This window comes from Paenibacillus sp. J31P316, from assembly GCF_056269105.1.
Genome location: NZ_JBWDNI010000001.1, coordinates 161,069 through 177,305 on the forward strand (window position 1 = coordinate 161,069; position 16,237 = coordinate 177,305).

Annotated in this window: 13 protein-coding genes; 4 read left to right on the forward strand and 9 right to left on the reverse strand. The window is 56.5% G+C overall.

Translation table 11 applies throughout. The features are described 5' to 3' along the window. Positions 1 to 44: 44 nt before the first annotated feature. Positions 45 to 1,829, forward strand: a complete 1,785-nt coding sequence (locus AC0YNU_RS00670) for an ABC transporter ATP-binding protein (protein ID WP_475752390.1) — start codon at positions 45 to 47, stop codon at positions 1,827 to 1,829. Then, positions 1,789 to 3,558 (forward strand): ABC transporter ATP-binding protein, encoded by a 1,770-nt coding sequence (locus tag AC0YNU_RS00675; protein WP_475752391.1) that lies wholly within the window; start codon positions 1,789 to 1,791, stop codon positions 3,556 to 3,558. The genes AC0YNU_RS00670 and AC0YNU_RS00675 overlap by 41 nt, the downstream gene beginning before the upstream one ends. Positions 3,559 to 3,565: 7 nt before the next feature. On the opposite strand, the gene AC0YNU_RS00680 is transcribed toward AC0YNU_RS00675, so the two are convergent. The 3 genes from AC0YNU_RS00680 to AC0YNU_RS00690 are packed head-to-tail and all read right to left on the reverse strand — an operon-like array spanning position 3,566 to position 6,189. Then, positions 3,566 to 4,081, reverse strand: a complete 516-nt coding sequence (locus tag AC0YNU_RS00680; RefSeq protein WP_475752392.1) for an NUDIX domain-containing protein — start codon at positions 4,079 to 4,081, stop codon at positions 3,566 to 3,568. Between the two features lie 14 nt (positions 4,082 to 4,095). Then, positions 4,096 to 4,992: a sugar phosphate isomerase/epimerase family protein gene (locus AC0YNU_RS00685; RefSeq protein WP_475752393.1), complete on the reverse strand. Its 897-nt coding sequence runs from the start codon at positions 4,990 to 4,992 to the stop codon at positions 4,096 to 4,098. 21 nt (positions 4,993 to 5,013) lie between these two features. Continuing rightward, positions 5,014 to 6,189: an acyltransferase domain-containing protein gene (locus AC0YNU_RS00690; RefSeq protein ID WP_475752394.1), complete on the reverse strand. Its 1,176-nt coding sequence runs from the start codon at positions 6,187 to 6,189 to the stop codon at positions 5,014 to 5,016. 384 nt (positions 6,190 to 6,573) lie between these two features. Between AC0YNU_RS00690 and AC0YNU_RS00695 the strand changes: the two genes are divergently transcribed. Further along, complete coding sequence (locus AC0YNU_RS00695) at positions 6,574 to 8,793, forward strand: sugar-binding protein (protein ID WP_475752395.1); 2,220 nt, start codon at positions 6,574 to 6,576, stop codon at positions 8,791 to 8,793. 139 nt (positions 8,794 to 8,932) lie between these two features. On the opposite strand, the gene AC0YNU_RS00700 is transcribed toward AC0YNU_RS00695, so the two are convergent. The 6 genes from AC0YNU_RS00700 to AC0YNU_RS00725 all read right to left on the reverse strand — a co-directional run bounded on the left by AC0YNU_RS00700 (position 8,933) and on the right by AC0YNU_RS00725 (position 15,576). Then, on the reverse strand, positions 8,933 to 9,349 hold the full coding sequence (locus AC0YNU_RS00700; protein WP_475752396.1) for a VOC family protein: 417 nt from the start codon (positions 9,347 to 9,349) through the stop codon (positions 8,933 to 8,935). Between the two features lie 126 nt (positions 9,350 to 9,475). Then, positions 9,476 to 10,360, reverse strand: a complete 885-nt coding sequence (locus tag AC0YNU_RS00705; RefSeq protein WP_475752397.1) for a hypothetical protein — start codon at positions 10,358 to 10,360, stop codon at positions 9,476 to 9,478. 274 nt (positions 10,361 to 10,634) lie between these two features. Continuing rightward, the gene (locus AC0YNU_RS00710) at positions 10,635 to 11,879 is read right to left on the reverse strand and encodes a pyridoxal-phosphate-dependent aminotransferase family protein (protein ID WP_475752398.1); all 1,245 of its coding nucleotides are present in this window, start codon (positions 11,877 to 11,879) and stop codon (positions 10,635 to 10,637) included. Beyond that, positions 11,876 to 13,123 (reverse strand): hydantoinase/carbamoylase family amidase, encoded by a 1,248-nt coding sequence (locus AC0YNU_RS00715; RefSeq protein WP_475752399.1) that lies wholly within the window; start codon positions 13,121 to 13,123, stop codon positions 11,876 to 11,878. The genes AC0YNU_RS00710 and AC0YNU_RS00715 overlap by 4 nt, the downstream gene beginning before the upstream one ends. A 12-nt stretch (positions 13,124 to 13,135) precedes the next feature. Further along, a complete protein-coding gene (allB, locus tag AC0YNU_RS00720) occupies positions 13,136 to 14,551 on the reverse strand; it encodes an allantoinase AllB (RefSeq protein ID WP_475752400.1) in 1,416 nt (471 codons plus the stop codon). 347 nt (positions 14,552 to 14,898) lie between these two features. Beyond that, positions 14,899 to 15,576 (reverse strand): DUF421 domain-containing protein, encoded by a 678-nt coding sequence (locus AC0YNU_RS00725; RefSeq protein ID WP_475752401.1) that lies wholly within the window; start codon positions 15,574 to 15,576, stop codon positions 14,899 to 14,901. A 151-nt stretch (positions 15,577 to 15,727) separates the two neighbouring features. Here AC0YNU_RS00725 and AC0YNU_RS00730 point away from each other — a divergent pair, with 151 nt between their 5' ends. Continuing rightward, on the forward strand, positions 15,728 to 16,135 hold the full coding sequence (locus AC0YNU_RS00730; RefSeq protein ID WP_475752402.1) for a LysM peptidoglycan-binding domain-containing protein: 408 nt from the start codon (positions 15,728 to 15,730) through the stop codon (positions 16,133 to 16,135). The last annotated feature ends 102 nt before the right edge of the window (positions 16,136 to 16,237 follow it).

Sequence of the window (16,237 nt, forward strand, 5' to 3'; positions counted from 1 at the left end):
CTGCTACGATTAAGGCACAATTTCAATCGGTCGGAGTCGGAGGAATGCGCGTGGTTAATATTCCGGAATGGTTCGTTTTCTTCTTGAAACAACTGGGACGCGCGAAGAGCGCCGTCCTGTTCATTGCGATCCTGACGATCATCGCCGCGGCATGCGGGGCGGCAGCCCCCCTCCTGATCGGCCGCATGATGGATGCCATCGCAAGCCGCGGGGGCGACGGAATGGCCGTTCTCTCCCTGCTGCTCCTCGGAACATTGCTGCTGGCCGAGCTGTGCAAGGCGGCGCAAACCTATATCTCGGCGAGGACAATGATCGGCTTGTCCTACTCCTTGACGCAGGAAACGCTGTCCGCCGTGCTCCGGACCTCTGCGGCCTTCTTCGCCAGAACGCCGCGCGGCGAGCTGCTGCAGCGCTGCACGCAGGATACGAAGGCAATCCAGACGTTCGCGCTGTCCACCTTCCCTTCTTTTGCCCAGGAAGCGCTGCTTGCCGGAGCGGCAATGATCGTGCTTCTGAGATGGAATTGGCTCCTCGCCGTCACGCTCTTTGCTTCCTTCGTGCTGCTGTTCATTCCGGTGCACAGGTATGGCAGGAAACGCAGCACCGTTCGGCGGGACTTGGCCGCGCATGATTCCGTTGTCCGGCAGAGCCTGCTGGAGAAGCTGGAATCGCTGAAGCAGATTAAGCTGTACGGAAATGAACGGAGAGCGTTCGAATCCTTCGCCGCCCAGCAGCAACGCTGGGCGGACGTCACGTACCGGAATGCGATCGCCGACAGCTGGTACCGCACGTTTCCGCGCATTCCGGATTCGCTGGCGCCCGCAATCGTGTTTGTCTTCGCGGGCTGGCAGATGGCTTCGGGACAAGCCTCGGTCGGACAATTGGCGACCATGATCGCTTTTATCCCGGCGATCAATGCCCCGGTGCGTTCTTTCTTCGGTCTCTATGCGAGCATGGCGGATCTGAAGGTGCGGATCGAGGGACTGCTGACGTATTTGAAGCTGCCGGAGGAGATTGGACGCAAGGATGGATTACGCAAGCCGAAGACGCTGCGCGGGCTTCCGATTTCATTCGAAGGCGTACATGTACGAGGAGAACGCGGCGAAGTGCTGCGGGATCTGAACTTTACGATCGCACCCGGCGAGAGCATCGCCATCGTCGGACCGAGCGGTGCCGGCAAAAGCACCTTGCTTAAGCTGCTGCTCCGGCTCCAGGAACCGGACGATGGTGTGATTAGCATCGGCGGTCTTCCCGTCCACAGTCTGGAAGCGGAGCATCTCCGCAAGCGCATGGGTTACGTGATGCAGGAGACAACGCTGTTTCGAGGCAGTCTTCATCATAATTTGACCTATTTGGGTCATGCGAATCGCGAGGAGTTGGATGAATGGATGGCTGCCTTCGGGGCGCTTGATCTCGTGGTTGGCCTGCCTGAAGGATATGATTCCGATATCGGTCCGAACGGCTCCCGCTTGTCAGGCGGACAGCGTCAGTTGATCTGTCTGCTGCGCGCGATTCTGGCGAAACCCGACGTGCTGTTGCTCGATGAAGCGACCTCTGCGCTGGATATGAAGAGCGAGTCCAAGGTACTGCACGCATTAGCGTCATACGCAGGTGAGATTACGCGGATCTTCGTGACCCATCGCCTTCGCGCAGCCGCCTTGGCCGATCGTATCCTTGTCATGGATCATGGCCGTATCGTAGAAGAAGGAACGCACGAAACCTTGCTACGCAGAGACGGCTTCTACGCGAAGCTGATTCAACAGGAGCGGAGCCAAGAGATGAGAGGAGATGAAAGCCTTGCAAGGAAGCATGCCTCCGCTGTCCGATAGACGACAGGCCATTCACGGTTACGTTCGCAAGAACCTGCTCCCTTATTGGCTGAACCTGTTACTGATTCTGCTGAAGAACATCGTCGGCGCCCTTCTCTACATGGTTCCTCCGCTATTATCCAAATACGTGCTCGAGACGATTCTTCCCGATCGGAATTGGCAGCTGTTGGTTATCGTCGCGATCTGCATGGTCGCCGCTCCGATCTTGGGCAGCATGATGATCATATGGGAAAATATATGGGGGCGATTCATGCTCCGGCTCGCCGGACAAGGGCGCTCCGAACTATACGACGGCATACAGCGACAGCCGATGAGCTGGCAGCAGCGGCAGCGAATCGGCGATTTGCTCACGCGTACGTTGGACGACACGCATTTTATTACCCGCATGGTCAATGGACAGCTCGGATTTACGTTGTTTCATGTCGTGACGGTCATCGTAGGCGCTGCCGTACTGCTTGTTCTGCAGCCATGGCTTGGCGCGATCGTACTGATTTTGTGGGCTGTACAGGCCGGACTCCTGTCGAAGATCGGCCGTCAGGTCAGACAAAAAGCGGCCGATGAGGCGCGGCATCGTTCTGCCGTTGCCGAAATCGTCCGCGAGGTCGTATCCGGAACTGCCTTCATCAAGTCGAGCGGCCAAGAGGCCCAAGCGCTTGGCGCCGTCGAGGATTGCCTGCGCCAGGAATGGGCGCATTCGCGGCGAAGTATCGTCGCCGATTATCGGGTTCGCTTGCTGTATGCCGGTCTGAATGCCTTTGCGCTTGTCTTGATGTATGCCGGCGGCGGATGGTTCGTCATTAACGGCTCCATCACGATCGGCAGCCTAATCGCGTTCGTTGCCGTATACAACTGGCTTCGACCGTTCGGCGTCTCCTTGATCGATAAATCCGTGGATGCCCTGCGATTACAGCCTGCCGTCGAGCGGGTTGCGGACATCGCATTCCCGGTACCGGCCGAACACCGTGGAGTCATATTGAACGATCCGCTCAGCGTCGAGGTTGAACGTGTGGCTTTTAAACACGGCGAACGTCAAGTTCTCGAGGATATCAGCTTTTCCGTCCCGCCTGGCGCGGTGATCTCCATCGTCGGGCACCGCGGAGCAGGCAAGTCGACCTTGGCCGATTTGCTGCTTGGACTGCAAGCGCCTGCCTCCGGCAGCATCCGGATCAATGGCATTCCGATTGCCGAGCTCGATGCGGCTTGGTTGAGAAGCAGCGTGCTGTGCGTGACGCAAGACATCCTGCTCCGAAGCGGTACGTTGATGGACAATATCGTCTTCGGATACGACGATGCGACGCCTGCTGACATCCACGAGGCAATTCGGCTGGCTGAAATGGAGGCATGGATCGCTAGGCTGCCAGCGGGAATGTCGACGCCTGTCGGCGAACAAGCCCTTCAAATTTCGGGCGGCGAACGTCAGCGGATCAGCATTGCCCGCGCGCTTCTTCGCAAGCCCGCGATTCTGATCATGGATGAAGCAACCTCGGCGTTGGATCAGGGCACGGAGCGCAGACTGCTGAATCGATTACTCCATGAACGGAGAGGCATGTCGATCGTCTTTATTACGCATCGACTAACCGTCGCGCAGCGGTCGGATCGGATTCTCGTGCTTGACGATGGTCGTCTGAAAGACCAAGGAACGCATGAGGAACTGCTTCAACGTCCCGGCGTTTATAGAAGCCTGTGGGAAGAACAGGATTATCCCTCGGCATTTCATTTCTTGAAGTGAGCTTGGATTATATCTCCGCGGGCGAATCCGCCTTTTGCAAGCCACGATTATAATGTTTGATCGTCTCGGCGATCGTCTCGTTCGTGTCTTCATTCCATACGAAGCTCATTTCGAAGGTACCAGGTTCGAAGAACAACGGGAACCGCTGTTTGAACCAGTCCTGCATCGGCAATTCGAGTGCTCGCGACTTCGACACCCAGACGAGTTCTCCCTCGGGAGGGTGCTCCAGCAGCTCGCCTTCGAAGGAAGTCGCCAGATAGTTGAACACCATATAACGCAGCCCTTGATTCGGCTCGCAGTATTCGTGAAGCCCTTTATAGATGATATTCTTCACGATGAGACCCGTCTCTTCCTTCACCTCGCGGATGGCGCCATTCACGATGCTTTCCGGGTAATCGACCTTTCCGCCTGGCGCAATGTATCCCGGGAAGCCTCGCTTATCGGGCCGATTAATCAGCAGCACCTCATCGCCGTTTTCGACCATGCACATCGTATACATTTTATAATTGACCGCTATCGTCATGTCGTTCTTCTCCTTCAGGGCGTATTCAGCAATCGGTCTATCCATTCGTAGCAGGCTGACAGCTCATCGTCGCTGACGAGCTCGGACCGATGCTCGAACACGACCTTCACACTGGGGTTCTGTCGGTTGATCAGGAGCAAGTATTCTTCGATCGGCGCCCAGCCTTCCTCCGGCTTCAAGTCCGGCAGCGCGGGATGATGGTTATGCTCGATCTTGTCGGTGATGCGCACGTTCTTCAGATGGATGGTCTCCGCATACTTCGCGAATTTATTGATCACGGCTTTGGCATCAAAATACGGATCGAGCCGGTCTTGCAAGTACAGCCTGCCCGTGTCCAGGCAAAGGCGAATTCGCGGATGCTTATCCAGCATGCGCTCCAGGAAATCCGTTTCATAGATATAGCGGTTTAACGCATCGAATTCCAGCACGGGGATGAAGCCGCATTCTTCGCTCTTCAACGTCAGCCAGTCGAACAGCACCTCGGTCGCGGATTCCAGCTGCGCCATCGAATATTGACTTTCTCGTACATATTCGCTTGGATCGGCGAAACGCCAGCTGCTCCAGTCTACCCGGTCATCCAAGATTACGGGCTTCGGATAATGGAACAAGATATAGTCGGGCTGAACGGGAATCAGATCGTCGAGCTCCCGCCCCATCCATTCGAATGCCCGAGCTCGAACCGTATCGTCTTGCGCGAGAAACAAGGCATCCCGAACCGGCGACCCGTTTGCCTGCAGCGGAAAATGAATGCCGATCCGCAACCCGGTCTTCTTCGATTCTTGAACCAATCGTCGTATATCTTCCGCGCTGTCGAAGAGACAAGCTTCAATTCCATGAAAATCGTCTCTGAAATCTCTGCGGTACTTCGTTTCGTCGAATCCGCCGTACTGGCCGATCATGAACCGTTTCAAACGGACGCCTCGCTTTCGCAATCAATGATCATCCATCAAAATAAATCCCGCTCCATTCTGAATATGACCGCCCGAAATCAGATGATTGCGGACGATGCGCTGCAGGGAAGTTTCGGCCTGCAAGTCCGTCAGCGCTTCGCGCGTCGTACCGTAACCGAACACGCGCTCCAGCGTCTGAGCTTCATCCGAGCGCAGAGGCAGCAAGCGATAATCGCATTGAAATTGTCGTATGTTCGACCGTTCCGGAAGCAGCTCCCTGAACTGCGGGGATAGCAGCCAGGATTGACAGACGAAAGCACGGAAGTCTTGTCCGGGGAAGCATTTGGCAGCGAGATTTGCCGCCTGCGCATACGATTCCAAGCAAGCTTCATAGGACAAAGGGCCGCCTTCGGGAATATGGACATTCATAACCTGATCGCCAGCCTGCAAGGCAAGCGACCATGTATCTGCAGGTAGGCTCACAACGTCGCGGCTCGCCAAACCAAGCGAAGAAACAGGCGTCCCTTCGTAATGCTTGCCGTCGAAGTTATACGAAGAGGTCCATTCTCCTTCCGTCTCGCGTTCACCCGCGTTCTCGAGCGAATCAGCCGCGCTCTGTTCGGCTGGATCGGCTAGCCGCCCATCCGCTTGGAAGCGAGTGCCTGCCGCCGCAAGCGTAACGATTTCCCCCGTCGTACGATGACGAAATACCCATACGTTGTAGGGGTTCGCAATGGACTCAAACTGAATCCGTCCAAGCCGGAACAGTCCGCCGGTCATATGGGTATGCAGCCAATTCAGCTCGCTCAAACCCCAGTGTCCCGTGCGCTTGCGATGCGTTTTCATCCAGATGACGATATCCTGCACGGTATCGATCAGCACTTCAACCGGAATGCCGCGTTGCTGACAGCGCTCCCATAATTGCGGTATCGCTCCGGCATAGATGACCGCAGCCAGCATTTCACCTTTCGCGCCCAAGGCGAGCAGCTCTTGATTCATTTCGCCGGACGGCCGTTCGCGGTCAACGAACAACGCAAGGTAAAACCTTTTTGCCGCCGCGGCACCTGCCGCATCCCGAGTAAGTCGCTCCGTCTCCGCGATTAACGCATCCGTAATCTCCCTCGGATAACGAGCGGCTTCGCAGATGCGAAGCATGCCTTGCGGAGACAGCCAATCGGTCCCAGCCGCTTCTAATCCAACGTTCATCGGTTCGTTCATTTGCCCCATCCCTTTCCATGACCCGTTCTTCTTCTGCCCGAGGCAATCTCGCACTACCAAACTATAACAAGGGTTCAGGGCTGCGGACAAGACGCCGTTCAAGTGAATTTCCTGAAAACAGCATCTCGGAACCGTTTTTCGAAGTCGTTGATTCGTCTCCATTCGCTTTACATCACAAAAACATCAATACGGTCATCTTATTGCATAGACCGTGCAAGCGAGCGTCTGTATATTCTGAGGTGCCTCCCGGTTAACGACCACCGGCGGAGTAGGGTCCATTAGGGAGGTGATCGAGCGTTAGCTAGCGGTTTAAGGATTATGCCCCATTGTTTCGTGCAGGTCAGGTCTTGCATCACCGCAATGAATTCGTTGAGGAGGTTTTTGATGAAACGAACGATGCGTAAACGAATGATGACTTTGACGCTCGCGGCCATGGTCGCGGCAACGACGGCGTCGATTGGCGCCGCGACGACCGAGGCGGCAGGGACGGCTTCGGCCAACAAAACGTTGGCAGCCCTGACGATCGACGGCACGATAAGCGAATCGGTATGGTCGCTCGGAACGACTGCAGGCGCGACGACGATCGGCACACCTAACAATACGGTCACCTTCGGCACGCTCTGGGACGCCACCTATCTCTATGTCGGCGTGAAAGCATTGGACGGCAATCTCTACAACGACTCGACGGCGATTTACGACGACGACTCCTTCGATATTTACATCGATGCCAATCATAACAAAGGCACGACCTACGACAGCTTCGACCGGCAATTCCAAGTCGGGTATAACGACGGCACATTGGTCGAGAAGAACAGCAATACGGCGGGCGTCCTGCATGCAACCGCGGCGATCAGCGGCGGTTACGCCGCCGAGCTCGCGATCCCGTGGAGCAGTCTTGGCGTTACGCCATCCGCTGGCACGGTTATCGGCTTCGACATCGCGAATAACGACGACGACAACGGCAGCACGCGCGAGAGCCAGCTCGTATGGAACGGCACGGGCAACAATTATGTCGATACCTCGGCTTTCGGCGACCTGACGCTGTCCGGCACGACAGTCGGCGGATCTTCGCCCGGAACGGCTTCCGCGAACAAAACGCTGGCCGGCATCGCAGCTGACGGCAGTCTGAGCGAGTCCGTCTGGAGCCTCGGAAGCACGGCAGCCAAGACCACGATCGGAACGCCGAACAATACCGTCACTTTCGGCACGCTTTGGGATGCGACCTACCTGTACGTCGGTATCAAAGCGCTCGACAGCAATCTCTATAACGACTCCCCTCTCATTTACGACGATGATTCCTTGGATATTTATATCGACGCCAACCATAACAAAGGCACGACCTACGACAGCTACGACCGCCAGTTCCAGGTCGGCTACAATGACGGCACATTGGTCGAGAAGAACAACAACACGGCAGGCGTCCTGCATGCGACAGCCGCCATCAGCGGCGGATTCACCGCCGAGCTCGCGATTCCATGGAGCAGCCTCGGCGTCACGCCTTCTGCAGGTACGGTCATCGGATTCGATATCGCCGATAATGACGACGATAACGGCAGCGCTCGCGAGAGCCAGCTCGTATGGAACGGAACGGGCAACAATTATGTCGACACCTCGGCTTTCGGCAATTTGACGCTGTCCGGCACGACGGTGGGAACGCCCAGCACTGAAACGGTCGGCGGCGGCAGCTTGACGAGTCCGGCGGTCGGACCTGCGCCATCGGGATCGTTTACCGGCTACACGCTCGTGAAGAATTGGCACTTCGGCACGAACGGCACGATCAAGAACACGAACGACCTGATCAGCGAATTTCAATTCCACGATCAGTTCGGCACGATTGCCAACGGAACCAACTACGGGGCCGTCATCGTCGCGCCAACGGCTGCGACCGCGCTGAGCAGCACGGCCACGGGCCCGCAGCCCGTCGAGGATCCGAGCCATCCGGTCCGACAGTTTACGGCGGATTCGCTCAAGACCTTCCTCGTTCCGCTCAACGGAGCGACTTCCGTCTCCCCGAGCCAGCATAACGTCGGCAACGGCTCCATTCAGGCGAAGTGGAATTTGCCGAACGGAGGCTCGCTTCTCGGCCGAGACGTGCTCTGGGAGACACGCGTCCGCTACGTCACGCCGCAAGCATTCTGGTTCGCGCTCTGGAATGCGGGCAATCAATGGAATCAGGGAGCCGAGATTGACCTCGTGGAAAGCTTCGGCTACGACAATGGCGGCGGCAATACGAATTTCGACGGCCGGTACTGGCACTCCAACAGCGTGAACAATCCCGATGCGATCAATTACTGCAGTTGGAGCTCGGGCATGGCTGCCGGCGGCGTTTCTACGTTCGACCCGACGGCGTACCATACGTGGCAGCTGTACTATGGCAAAGATAACTCCTACAAAATGTACATGGACGGCCATCTCGTGCAATCCGGCAGCAATTACAACTGGACCGTCGGCAACACGCCGGGCGGAACGCCGATCGACATGGACTTTATCTTCGACTTCGGCTGGGGCCATACGCAAGTCGCGAGCGTAAACAAGACGCTTCCGGCTTCCGCGCTCTCCGGCAAATATTACGAGATCAGCTACAGCCGCGTTTATTTGAAATAACGTCGCCCGGCCGTCGACCGCTATACTCATCCACATGACAAAACCGTCAGGAGCGCTGTCTCCTGACGGTTTTGGTTGGTTTTAATGGTTTTGATTGTTTTGACGGTTTTGACGGTTCTGGTAATGATTGAGGAAGCTATTAAGCGCCTGCCCCATTCTGCATGTTCTCAATAGCCACGGCAGCAGGCTCATGTACATCGAACAAATTGCCGAACGGATCATAGAAGGTGAAAAACTTCCCGATCTGGCCTTCATCCTTTATCGTCGTGACCTCAGTCCCGAGCTCGATGAGATACAGCCGAAATCCTTCGATGTTCTTGACGCGGAAGCCGAATGCGTAATGGTCCTTGCCATTCACCAGGAACGTCGACGCCGTCCGGTCGGTCGTCTTGACGAGGAATAAGCTGGGACCCATTACGAAATCCACGTAGGCCAACTCATCATTGCGGAACCCAAGCTTGGCACCCAGCTTGCCGCAGTACCAATCCAGGGCGGCATCCAGATCGGATACCGGTATTTCCGTATATTCAATGCCTTCGATGAATGAATGGAGCATGAATGATCATCCCTTCGCACATCAAATTTGTTCATTGCTATTGATTAACCGAATTTGTTCCGCATCGAACAACTGGTCTGCATCCGATTCATGCCTTCGCCAATCAAACAATCAAACAATCGTAGATCAAATGACCTCGTACGCTCGCAAGGTGCGAAGCCGTTCGACTGTAATCCAGCCGCGCCATTCGGTCTCGGTCCCCGGAGAGAGCGCTTCCCAGCTGATCGGCCAGCCGCCGTCATCCTGCTGCTGCAATGCAAGCATATCGAGATGGCGATATCGTTCATCATCCGTTACGAGCTTGCTCGCATAGCTTGTCGGGCTTGGGCACCAATCCAGCACCTTCTGTACATAACCCTTCGCATACGGATTCCGTTCGATGACGCCCGGCCGACCAAGCCAGGCGTCGAGCAGCGGCCAATGCGAATCCCGTCTGGCGGTTTCCGGCGTGTTTTCCAGAAAGGAGAGCCATTGCACGCCGTCATGATAGCCTTGCGGCGTCTCGCTCTCCATCGCGTCCCAGACATAGTTCACATTGCGGGTAAACCATTCCTCGTTCACGAAATCCGTATACGCTTGCTGCTTGTAGAGCAATCCGATAATCCTGCCCGTCGGATTGATCGCCGGCTGATCGTCGGTCTCCGTCTTCCACCAGGGAGCATGCGGATATTCGGCAGCGCTTCGGAAGACAAACGGGATTCCTCCGCCAGGCAGCGTGTTGTCGCGCACATAGTTCACGATGCCGCGGACGATATCCCCATCGAAAATGCCGATCTCATCCATAATCAATAGCGCCATTTCCGTTGGAACCGGCTGACTGGACGGGCAGCGAATATCGCTTTCGAGCGCATTCCCGAACCCGCCGTCCCGATTCTGGTACATCCGGAGAACGTAGATGACGTCTTCCCCGGGGCCGCCTTCAAAATGAAACTCAAAGCGCTTACGGTCCAACAAACGCGCATTGCCGTACAGAAATTCCTTGGCACGACTCAAAATCCCCGAATCGCTCATGTCTCCCGACCTCCAACTCAAGATTGGAATGCTCCTAACTCATGCGTCATGAACCTGCTTCTATTTGCATTATAGCAGATCATTTGGAAGAATATAGCATCTCTTATCGACACTTCATAGAGATCTTCAACGTACAAGCGAAAAGCAAAAAAGCCGCATTCATGCGGCTTATCGTGCTGTTTCATCATGCTGTTTTATCATTCTATTTCATCGTGCTGTTTCATCATGCTGCTCATTCAATAATTTGCCCCTAAGCCTAAGCTCGGTGATAACGTTAAGTCTGACGTTCCGCCTCTCCCCCGTAAATTCCCAATGCGGCCCGAATCGCGGTCCCGGACCGAATGACGGCCCCATGCAAGGGAAGCACGGCTTCGAGCGCGGCCAGCACGAGCAAAATATTGGATTTACGGCAGCTGTAGCCCATCGACCCGATCCGCCAGATGCGTCCCTTAAGCGGCCCGAACGAGCTGGCGATCTCGATGCCGAAATCCGTCAGCAATTGACTGCGAACCGCCTCGCCGTCGACGCCCTCAGGGATGCAGACGCATGTCACGACGGGCATTTTGCAGGCGTCGTCGCCGTAACGCCGCAGTCCCATCGCTTCCAGCCCCGCGGTCAGCGCGCGCTCGTGCAGCCGATGCCGGGCGAAGCGTTCTTCCAGCCCTTCCTCAAGCGCCAGCCTCAGCCCTTCGCGCAAGCCATAGAGCATCGCCGTCGCTTCGGTATGATGGTTCAGCCGAAGCGGGCTCCAGTAGTCCTGCAGCTGCGTTAAGTCCAAATAATTGCTGCGGATGAACGATGTCGGATCGGCATCGACGTATCCCTCCGGACGGATCCCTTTCTCGATTCGCTTGCGCCTCTGAAGCTTCGCTTCGACGCGGTCGTTGTACGTAATGGGCGACATGCCGGAAGGGACGGACAAGCATTTCTGCGTGCCGCCGACGACGGCATCCAGCATCCACGCATCCGTCTCGACCGGAACGCCTCCGATCGTCGCGACCGCGTCGACCACGAGCAGAATATCGCGTTCGCGGCATGCACGTCCGATATCCGCCAACGGCTGCATGCGACCGGTCGATGTTTCGCCATGTACGATCGCCACCAAGCTTGGCTGCAACCTGTCGATCGCGGCAATTACCTCGGTAGATTCGAATACGGAGCCCCACTCCGTCTCGATGGTCAACACCTCCGCGCCGCATCGCTCGGCGATTTCGGCAAGCAAGTAGCCGAAGCGCCCGAATATCGGCACGAGCACTCGCTCTCCGGGCTCGATCAGTCCGGTCAGCACGGCTTCCAGCCCCGACCGGGAGGTGCCGTCCACCGGGTACGCCCAGCGGTTGGACGTCTGGAAGAGGTCCCGCAGCATTTCCATCGTCTCGTTCATGATCGCCGTGAATTCGGGATCGAACTGTCCGAGGATCGGGTAAGAGAGTGCCCGGGACACGCGGGGATCGACCTCGACCGGGCCAGGCGTCATGATGATGCGGGGCGACGGAGACAAATCCGAATATTTCTTCATGTCGCATCCTCCCCATAAGCTAAGTTGTAGAGCAGCGCTGTCAGCACTTCCGTGCCGCGCTCGATATCTTCGGATGGCGTATATTCAAGCGGAGAATGGCTGATGCCGCCTCGGCTTGGAACGAATATCATCGCCGTTCTGCATAAGGCCGCGAACAGTCCTGCATCATGTCCCGCGCCGCTGCTGATGCGCCGATGCGAATAGCCTAAATCTTCGCATACGTGCGAGAGCTCCGTCTGAAGCGCCTCGTTCATCGGCGAAGGCTGCTCAGCCAGCCAACATTCCATCGTGATCGATGTGCCGTGCCTTTCAGCGATATCGCGGAATGAATCCAACGTAAGCTTGCAAAATCCAGCGATTACAGCCTCGTTCCGATGCCGGATATCCAGCGACAAACGGACTTTGCCTGGGATTACATTCGCTATGTTCGGCAGAACGTCCAGCTTGCCGACTGTCGCGACAAGACCGTCTCCTGCCGCGACCGCGGCTTGCCTGAGCCAGCCGATCATCTCTGCTCCCGCAGCAAGCGCGTCTGCGCGAATGGCCATCGGCGTCGTTCCCGCATGCCCGCTGCGGCCCTCGATTTCCACGAAATAGCGCCGCTGTCCGAATATCGCATCGACGATCCCGATCTGCGTATTTTCCCGTTCCAATACTTCGCCTTGCTCAATGTGAAGCTCCGCGAAGACGCCGATGTCCGCTCGTTTGCTGAAGCGATGCGCTTCAGGATCGTAACCGGCCGCGAGCATGGCCGATCGAAGCGAGATTCCTTCCGGATCTTTCGCGTCCAAACTGCCGGTGAAGTCTTTGCTTCCCGTGACATTGCCGGATCCCCAATAGGCGAGCGGGAATCGGCTGCCTTCTTCCTCGCAGAAGGCGGCCACCTCCAGCGTTCGGCGCGGTTGGCCGTAAATTTCCTTCAATCTCGCCAGGGCGGCAATGCCTGCCGCTACGCCGAGCGCGCCGTCATATCGCCCGCCGCTGCGTACCGTATCGATATGCGAACCGGTCATTACCGTCGATGCCGCCCTGTCCGTTCCTTCCAGCTTGCCGAAGACGTTGCCGACCGCGTCGATCGACACTTCAAGCCCAGCCTCTCGCATGATAGATACGACGGTCTGCTGGGCTTCCTGCCATGCAGAATCGTACAACAGCCTTGTGACGCCGCCAGCGGGATCTTCCCCCAAGCCGGCAAAACCGGCCAGGAGCTGCGTCGTTCGTAATCGGGCGTCGCTTGCCTTCATCGCGTATCCCCCTTATCCGGTTCGTGTTGTCGCCGTACGGGGCAGCAGCAGCCTGCCGCTCGACGGTGCCTCCGTATCCAATCCGCCGTTCTCGGCCGTTCGGTCGTATACGATTCGGCCTCGGAGCAGCGTTGTCTCCACTTGGCAGCCGAATGTCATGCCTTCGTAAGCGCTATGTGCGTGCCGGTACTTTAATTGATCGGCCGTCAATACGTATTCCGCGTTCAAGTCTACGATGGCGATGTCGGCATCCAGTCCAAGCGCGATCGATCCTTTGCGCTCTAATCCGAACCGCGCTGCCGGAGCGGCCGACATCGCCCGCGACAAGACCGGCAGCGGTATGCCGCGTCTCAGCCCCCCTTCGCTGACGACCGCTTCAAGCGTGCTTTGCCCGCCGAGGATACCGCCCCATACGGCGAAATAATTATCGTCCTTCACGCTCTTCATGGCCGGCGGGCACGGGGAATGGTCGGAAGCGACGATATCGATCTTTCCTTCGGCCAGCTGCCGCCAAAGCGCTTCCCGTTCCACGTTCGTGCGGATGGGAGGCGAGCATTTGGCTTCGGCTCCGATTCGAATCACGTCTTCATCGGTAAACGCCAAATAATGCGGGCAGGTCTCCGCAGTCACATCAAGGCCGGATCGCTTGGCCGCGTCGATCACTTCGATCGCCTCGGGTGTGCTGATATGGACAAAATGCAGCTTGCAGCCGGTAATCGTCGCCATATCAATGGCCTGCGTCACGGCTTCGAGCTCCGCTTGCGGCGGTCTCGAGTCGAGATAATCCCGCATCGCGACCTGACCTGCAGCCTGTTTCTCCGCGGCAAGCGAAACCACGATCGGTTCGTTCTCCGCATGGAGCGCCAAGATATGGCCGAGAGACGCGATAACCTTCATTCCCGCCAGCAGTTCCGCGTCATCCACATTCTCGAAGCATCCGTCCCCCGTATCTCCCGGGGAGGACATGAACGCTTTATAGCCGATGACTCCGGCCTCCGAGAGCGAGGCCAAGTCGCCGCTGTTGCCCGGCACAAGCCCGCCCCATATCGCGTAATCCACGCGAGTGCCGCTTTGCCAAGCCGCCTCGAGCTTCTGCTCAAACGCTGCCGTGTTTATCGTAGGCGGCAAGCCGTTCAAGGGCATGTCGATGAATGAGGTGCATCCTCCTGCTGCCAAGGCGGCCGTTCCGGTCACGAAGCCTTCCCAGTCGCCGAGTCCAGGTTCGTTCAAATGCACATGCGCGTCCACGACGCCCGCGAAGATATGCTTGCCTTCCGCATTCAGTACGCGGCCAGCTTCCTCTATCGGCAGATTCGGCGCGATTGCGGCAATCGTTCCATTCTTGATACCGATATCCGCCTGTTCAACCCGATCCGGAAGCACAACGCTGCCACCCGTGATCAGAACATCCCACAGTTTACCGTGCATTCGCAACCCTCCTCGATAGTGTAGAGAGCAATATTCACCCAAATCATAGGAAATGTTAGATTACCTAACATAAAATCATCTTGGTATCATAATAGCTTGAAAAAACACGATTGTCACTCCTAAATCCGCATCAAATTGGCTAAATCGATTTACGCTTCCTCCTGAAATTTTCTATTACGATTCAATAATCGCAATTAAATGATAGATAATATGACACTCAAATCAGTGAAGTAAGTCATTTCTATAATGTCGCAGAAGCCCATGCCAATAACCCCGTCCCGCAAAGGGACGGAGTCGAGAGGAATGGGGCGTTAGAGGGTGAATCGCTAGAGTTCTGGTCCGCAAACTCACTTCAACTGAATGTACAGTCCATCCCCTTCCGTCCACTCCGCATAAAACACATCTTTGACCCGTTCGACGCCTTGTTCCTGAAGAAGAGACAACAGCCATTCCTCGCTCTGCCCCAGTTCGCGCAGCTCATCCCGCTGCACATAACCCTGCTCGATCACGATACGAGGAAGACCGACCGCATTCGCTGCTTGTTTATCCGACCGCTCCCGTGCAGGAATTCCTTCGCTGGACGTCTTCATGACGCTCAGGCTGCCGTTCGTTTCGAACACCGCGTATTCGACGCCTTTTACGCTGAATATTCCCTGCTCCCGAAGCAGCATGCCAATCTGATGCATGTCCAGTCGGTTCCGCTTCATCGCGCGCAAGTCGATTATGCCGTGCCGGATGAGGATATCCGGTCTGCCGCTCAGCGGCACCGACAGCCACGGAAGGAGCTGAACGACTTTCTCAAGGGCGAGCGACAGCGCCATCCACAGGACAAGCGAATAGAGGAGCATCATGAAATGAATCTCCCGGTCATAGATGGTGTTGCCGACCAGCTCGCTCAACATCAACGACGAGACGAAATCAAACGGCGTCAGTTGCGAAATCTCCTTCTTCCCGAGCAGCTTGGTCATGATCCAAAGCCCGAAGAAGCCCGTGATCAGCTTGACGGTAATCATTGTATAATCCATATTCGCACCCGCATTCCATGTTCATGTTAATTGACATATACCCCGCCTCTGCGGGGGTGAAGCGCTGCCTCTTCCAATTCACTGTCACCATTAGGCATCTGCGTAATACCATGTATAGACACATGACTATAACATTAGCGGAGGTTAACTCATGAATCGTGGTTTCTTTCCAGGCGGCGGCTTCGGCGGCGGCTTCGGCGGCGGCTTCGGCCGTCCTTTCTTTCGCCCGTTCGGGCATCCCTTCTTTCCCGGCCGTTTCTTGTATCCGTCGTTCTTCTTCTCCCCGTTCTTCTTCCCTTTCTTCCGGGACGATCAGGCCAATGACATGGTGTACGCGCAGCATCAAGTAAAGCCGGGCGACACGATGGCATCGATATGCCATACTTACAACATGCCTTATTTGATCCTGGAAGAAGCGAATCCGCATCTCGCGGACAACAAGAAGCCCTTGCAAGTCGGCGATACGGTGACCATCCCCCGTATTTCCAACATGTACTGCCAGAAAACCTACTCGGAGGCGCCGGCAGGCCAGACGCAGCAGCCGAACGCTCCGAAGTAAAGACGGCGGCCATCTCCCGAATGACCGCATAACAAAGAGGCAGCCGATCACGGCTGCCTTTCGTCTATTCGCTTTCCCTCACATATTCTCGCTTATCTTCGT

Coding starts and splice junctions, on each gene's coding strand:
- AC0YNU_RS00670 (WP_475752390.1), top strand. CDS start 45: ATGCGCGTGGTTAATATTCCGGAATGGTTCGTTTTCTTCTTGAAACAA.
- AC0YNU_RS00675 (WP_475752391.1), top strand. CDS start 1,789: ATGAAAGCCTTGCAAGGAAGCATGCCTCCGCTGTCCGATAGACGACAG.
- AC0YNU_RS00680 (WP_475752392.1), bottom strand. CDS start 4,081: ATGACGATAGCGGTCAATTATAAAATGTATACGATGTGCATGGTCGAA.
- AC0YNU_RS00690 (WP_475752394.1), bottom strand. CDS start 6,189: ATGAACGAACCGATGAACGTTGGATTAGAAGCGGCTGGGACCGATTGG.
- AC0YNU_RS00695 (WP_475752395.1), top strand. CDS start 6,574: ATGAAACGAACGATGCGTAAACGAATGATGACTTTGACGCTCGCGGCC.
- AC0YNU_RS00700 (WP_475752396.1), bottom strand. CDS start 9,349: ATGCTCCATTCATTCATCGAAGGCATTGAATATACGGAAATACCGGTA.
- AC0YNU_RS00705 (WP_475752397.1), bottom strand. CDS start 10,360: ATGAGCGATTCGGGGATTTTGAGTCGTGCCAAGGAATTTCTGTACGGC.
- AC0YNU_RS00710 (WP_475752398.1), bottom strand. CDS start 11,879: ATGAAGAAATATTCGGATTTGTCTCCGTCGCCCCGCATCATCATGACG.
- AC0YNU_RS00715 (WP_475752399.1), bottom strand. CDS start 13,123: ATGAAGGCAAGCGACGCCCGATTACGAACGACGCAGCTCCTGGCCGGT.
- allB (WP_475752400.1), bottom strand. CDS start 14,551: ATGCACGGTAAACTGTGGGATGTTCTGATCACGGGTGGCAGCGTTGTG.
- AC0YNU_RS00725 (WP_475752401.1), bottom strand. CDS start 15,576: ATGGATTATACAATGATTACCGTCAAGCTGATCACGGGCTTCTTCGGG.
- AC0YNU_RS00730 (WP_475752402.1), top strand. CDS start 15,728: ATGAATCGTGGTTTCTTTCCAGGCGGCGGCTTCGGCGGCGGCTTCGGC.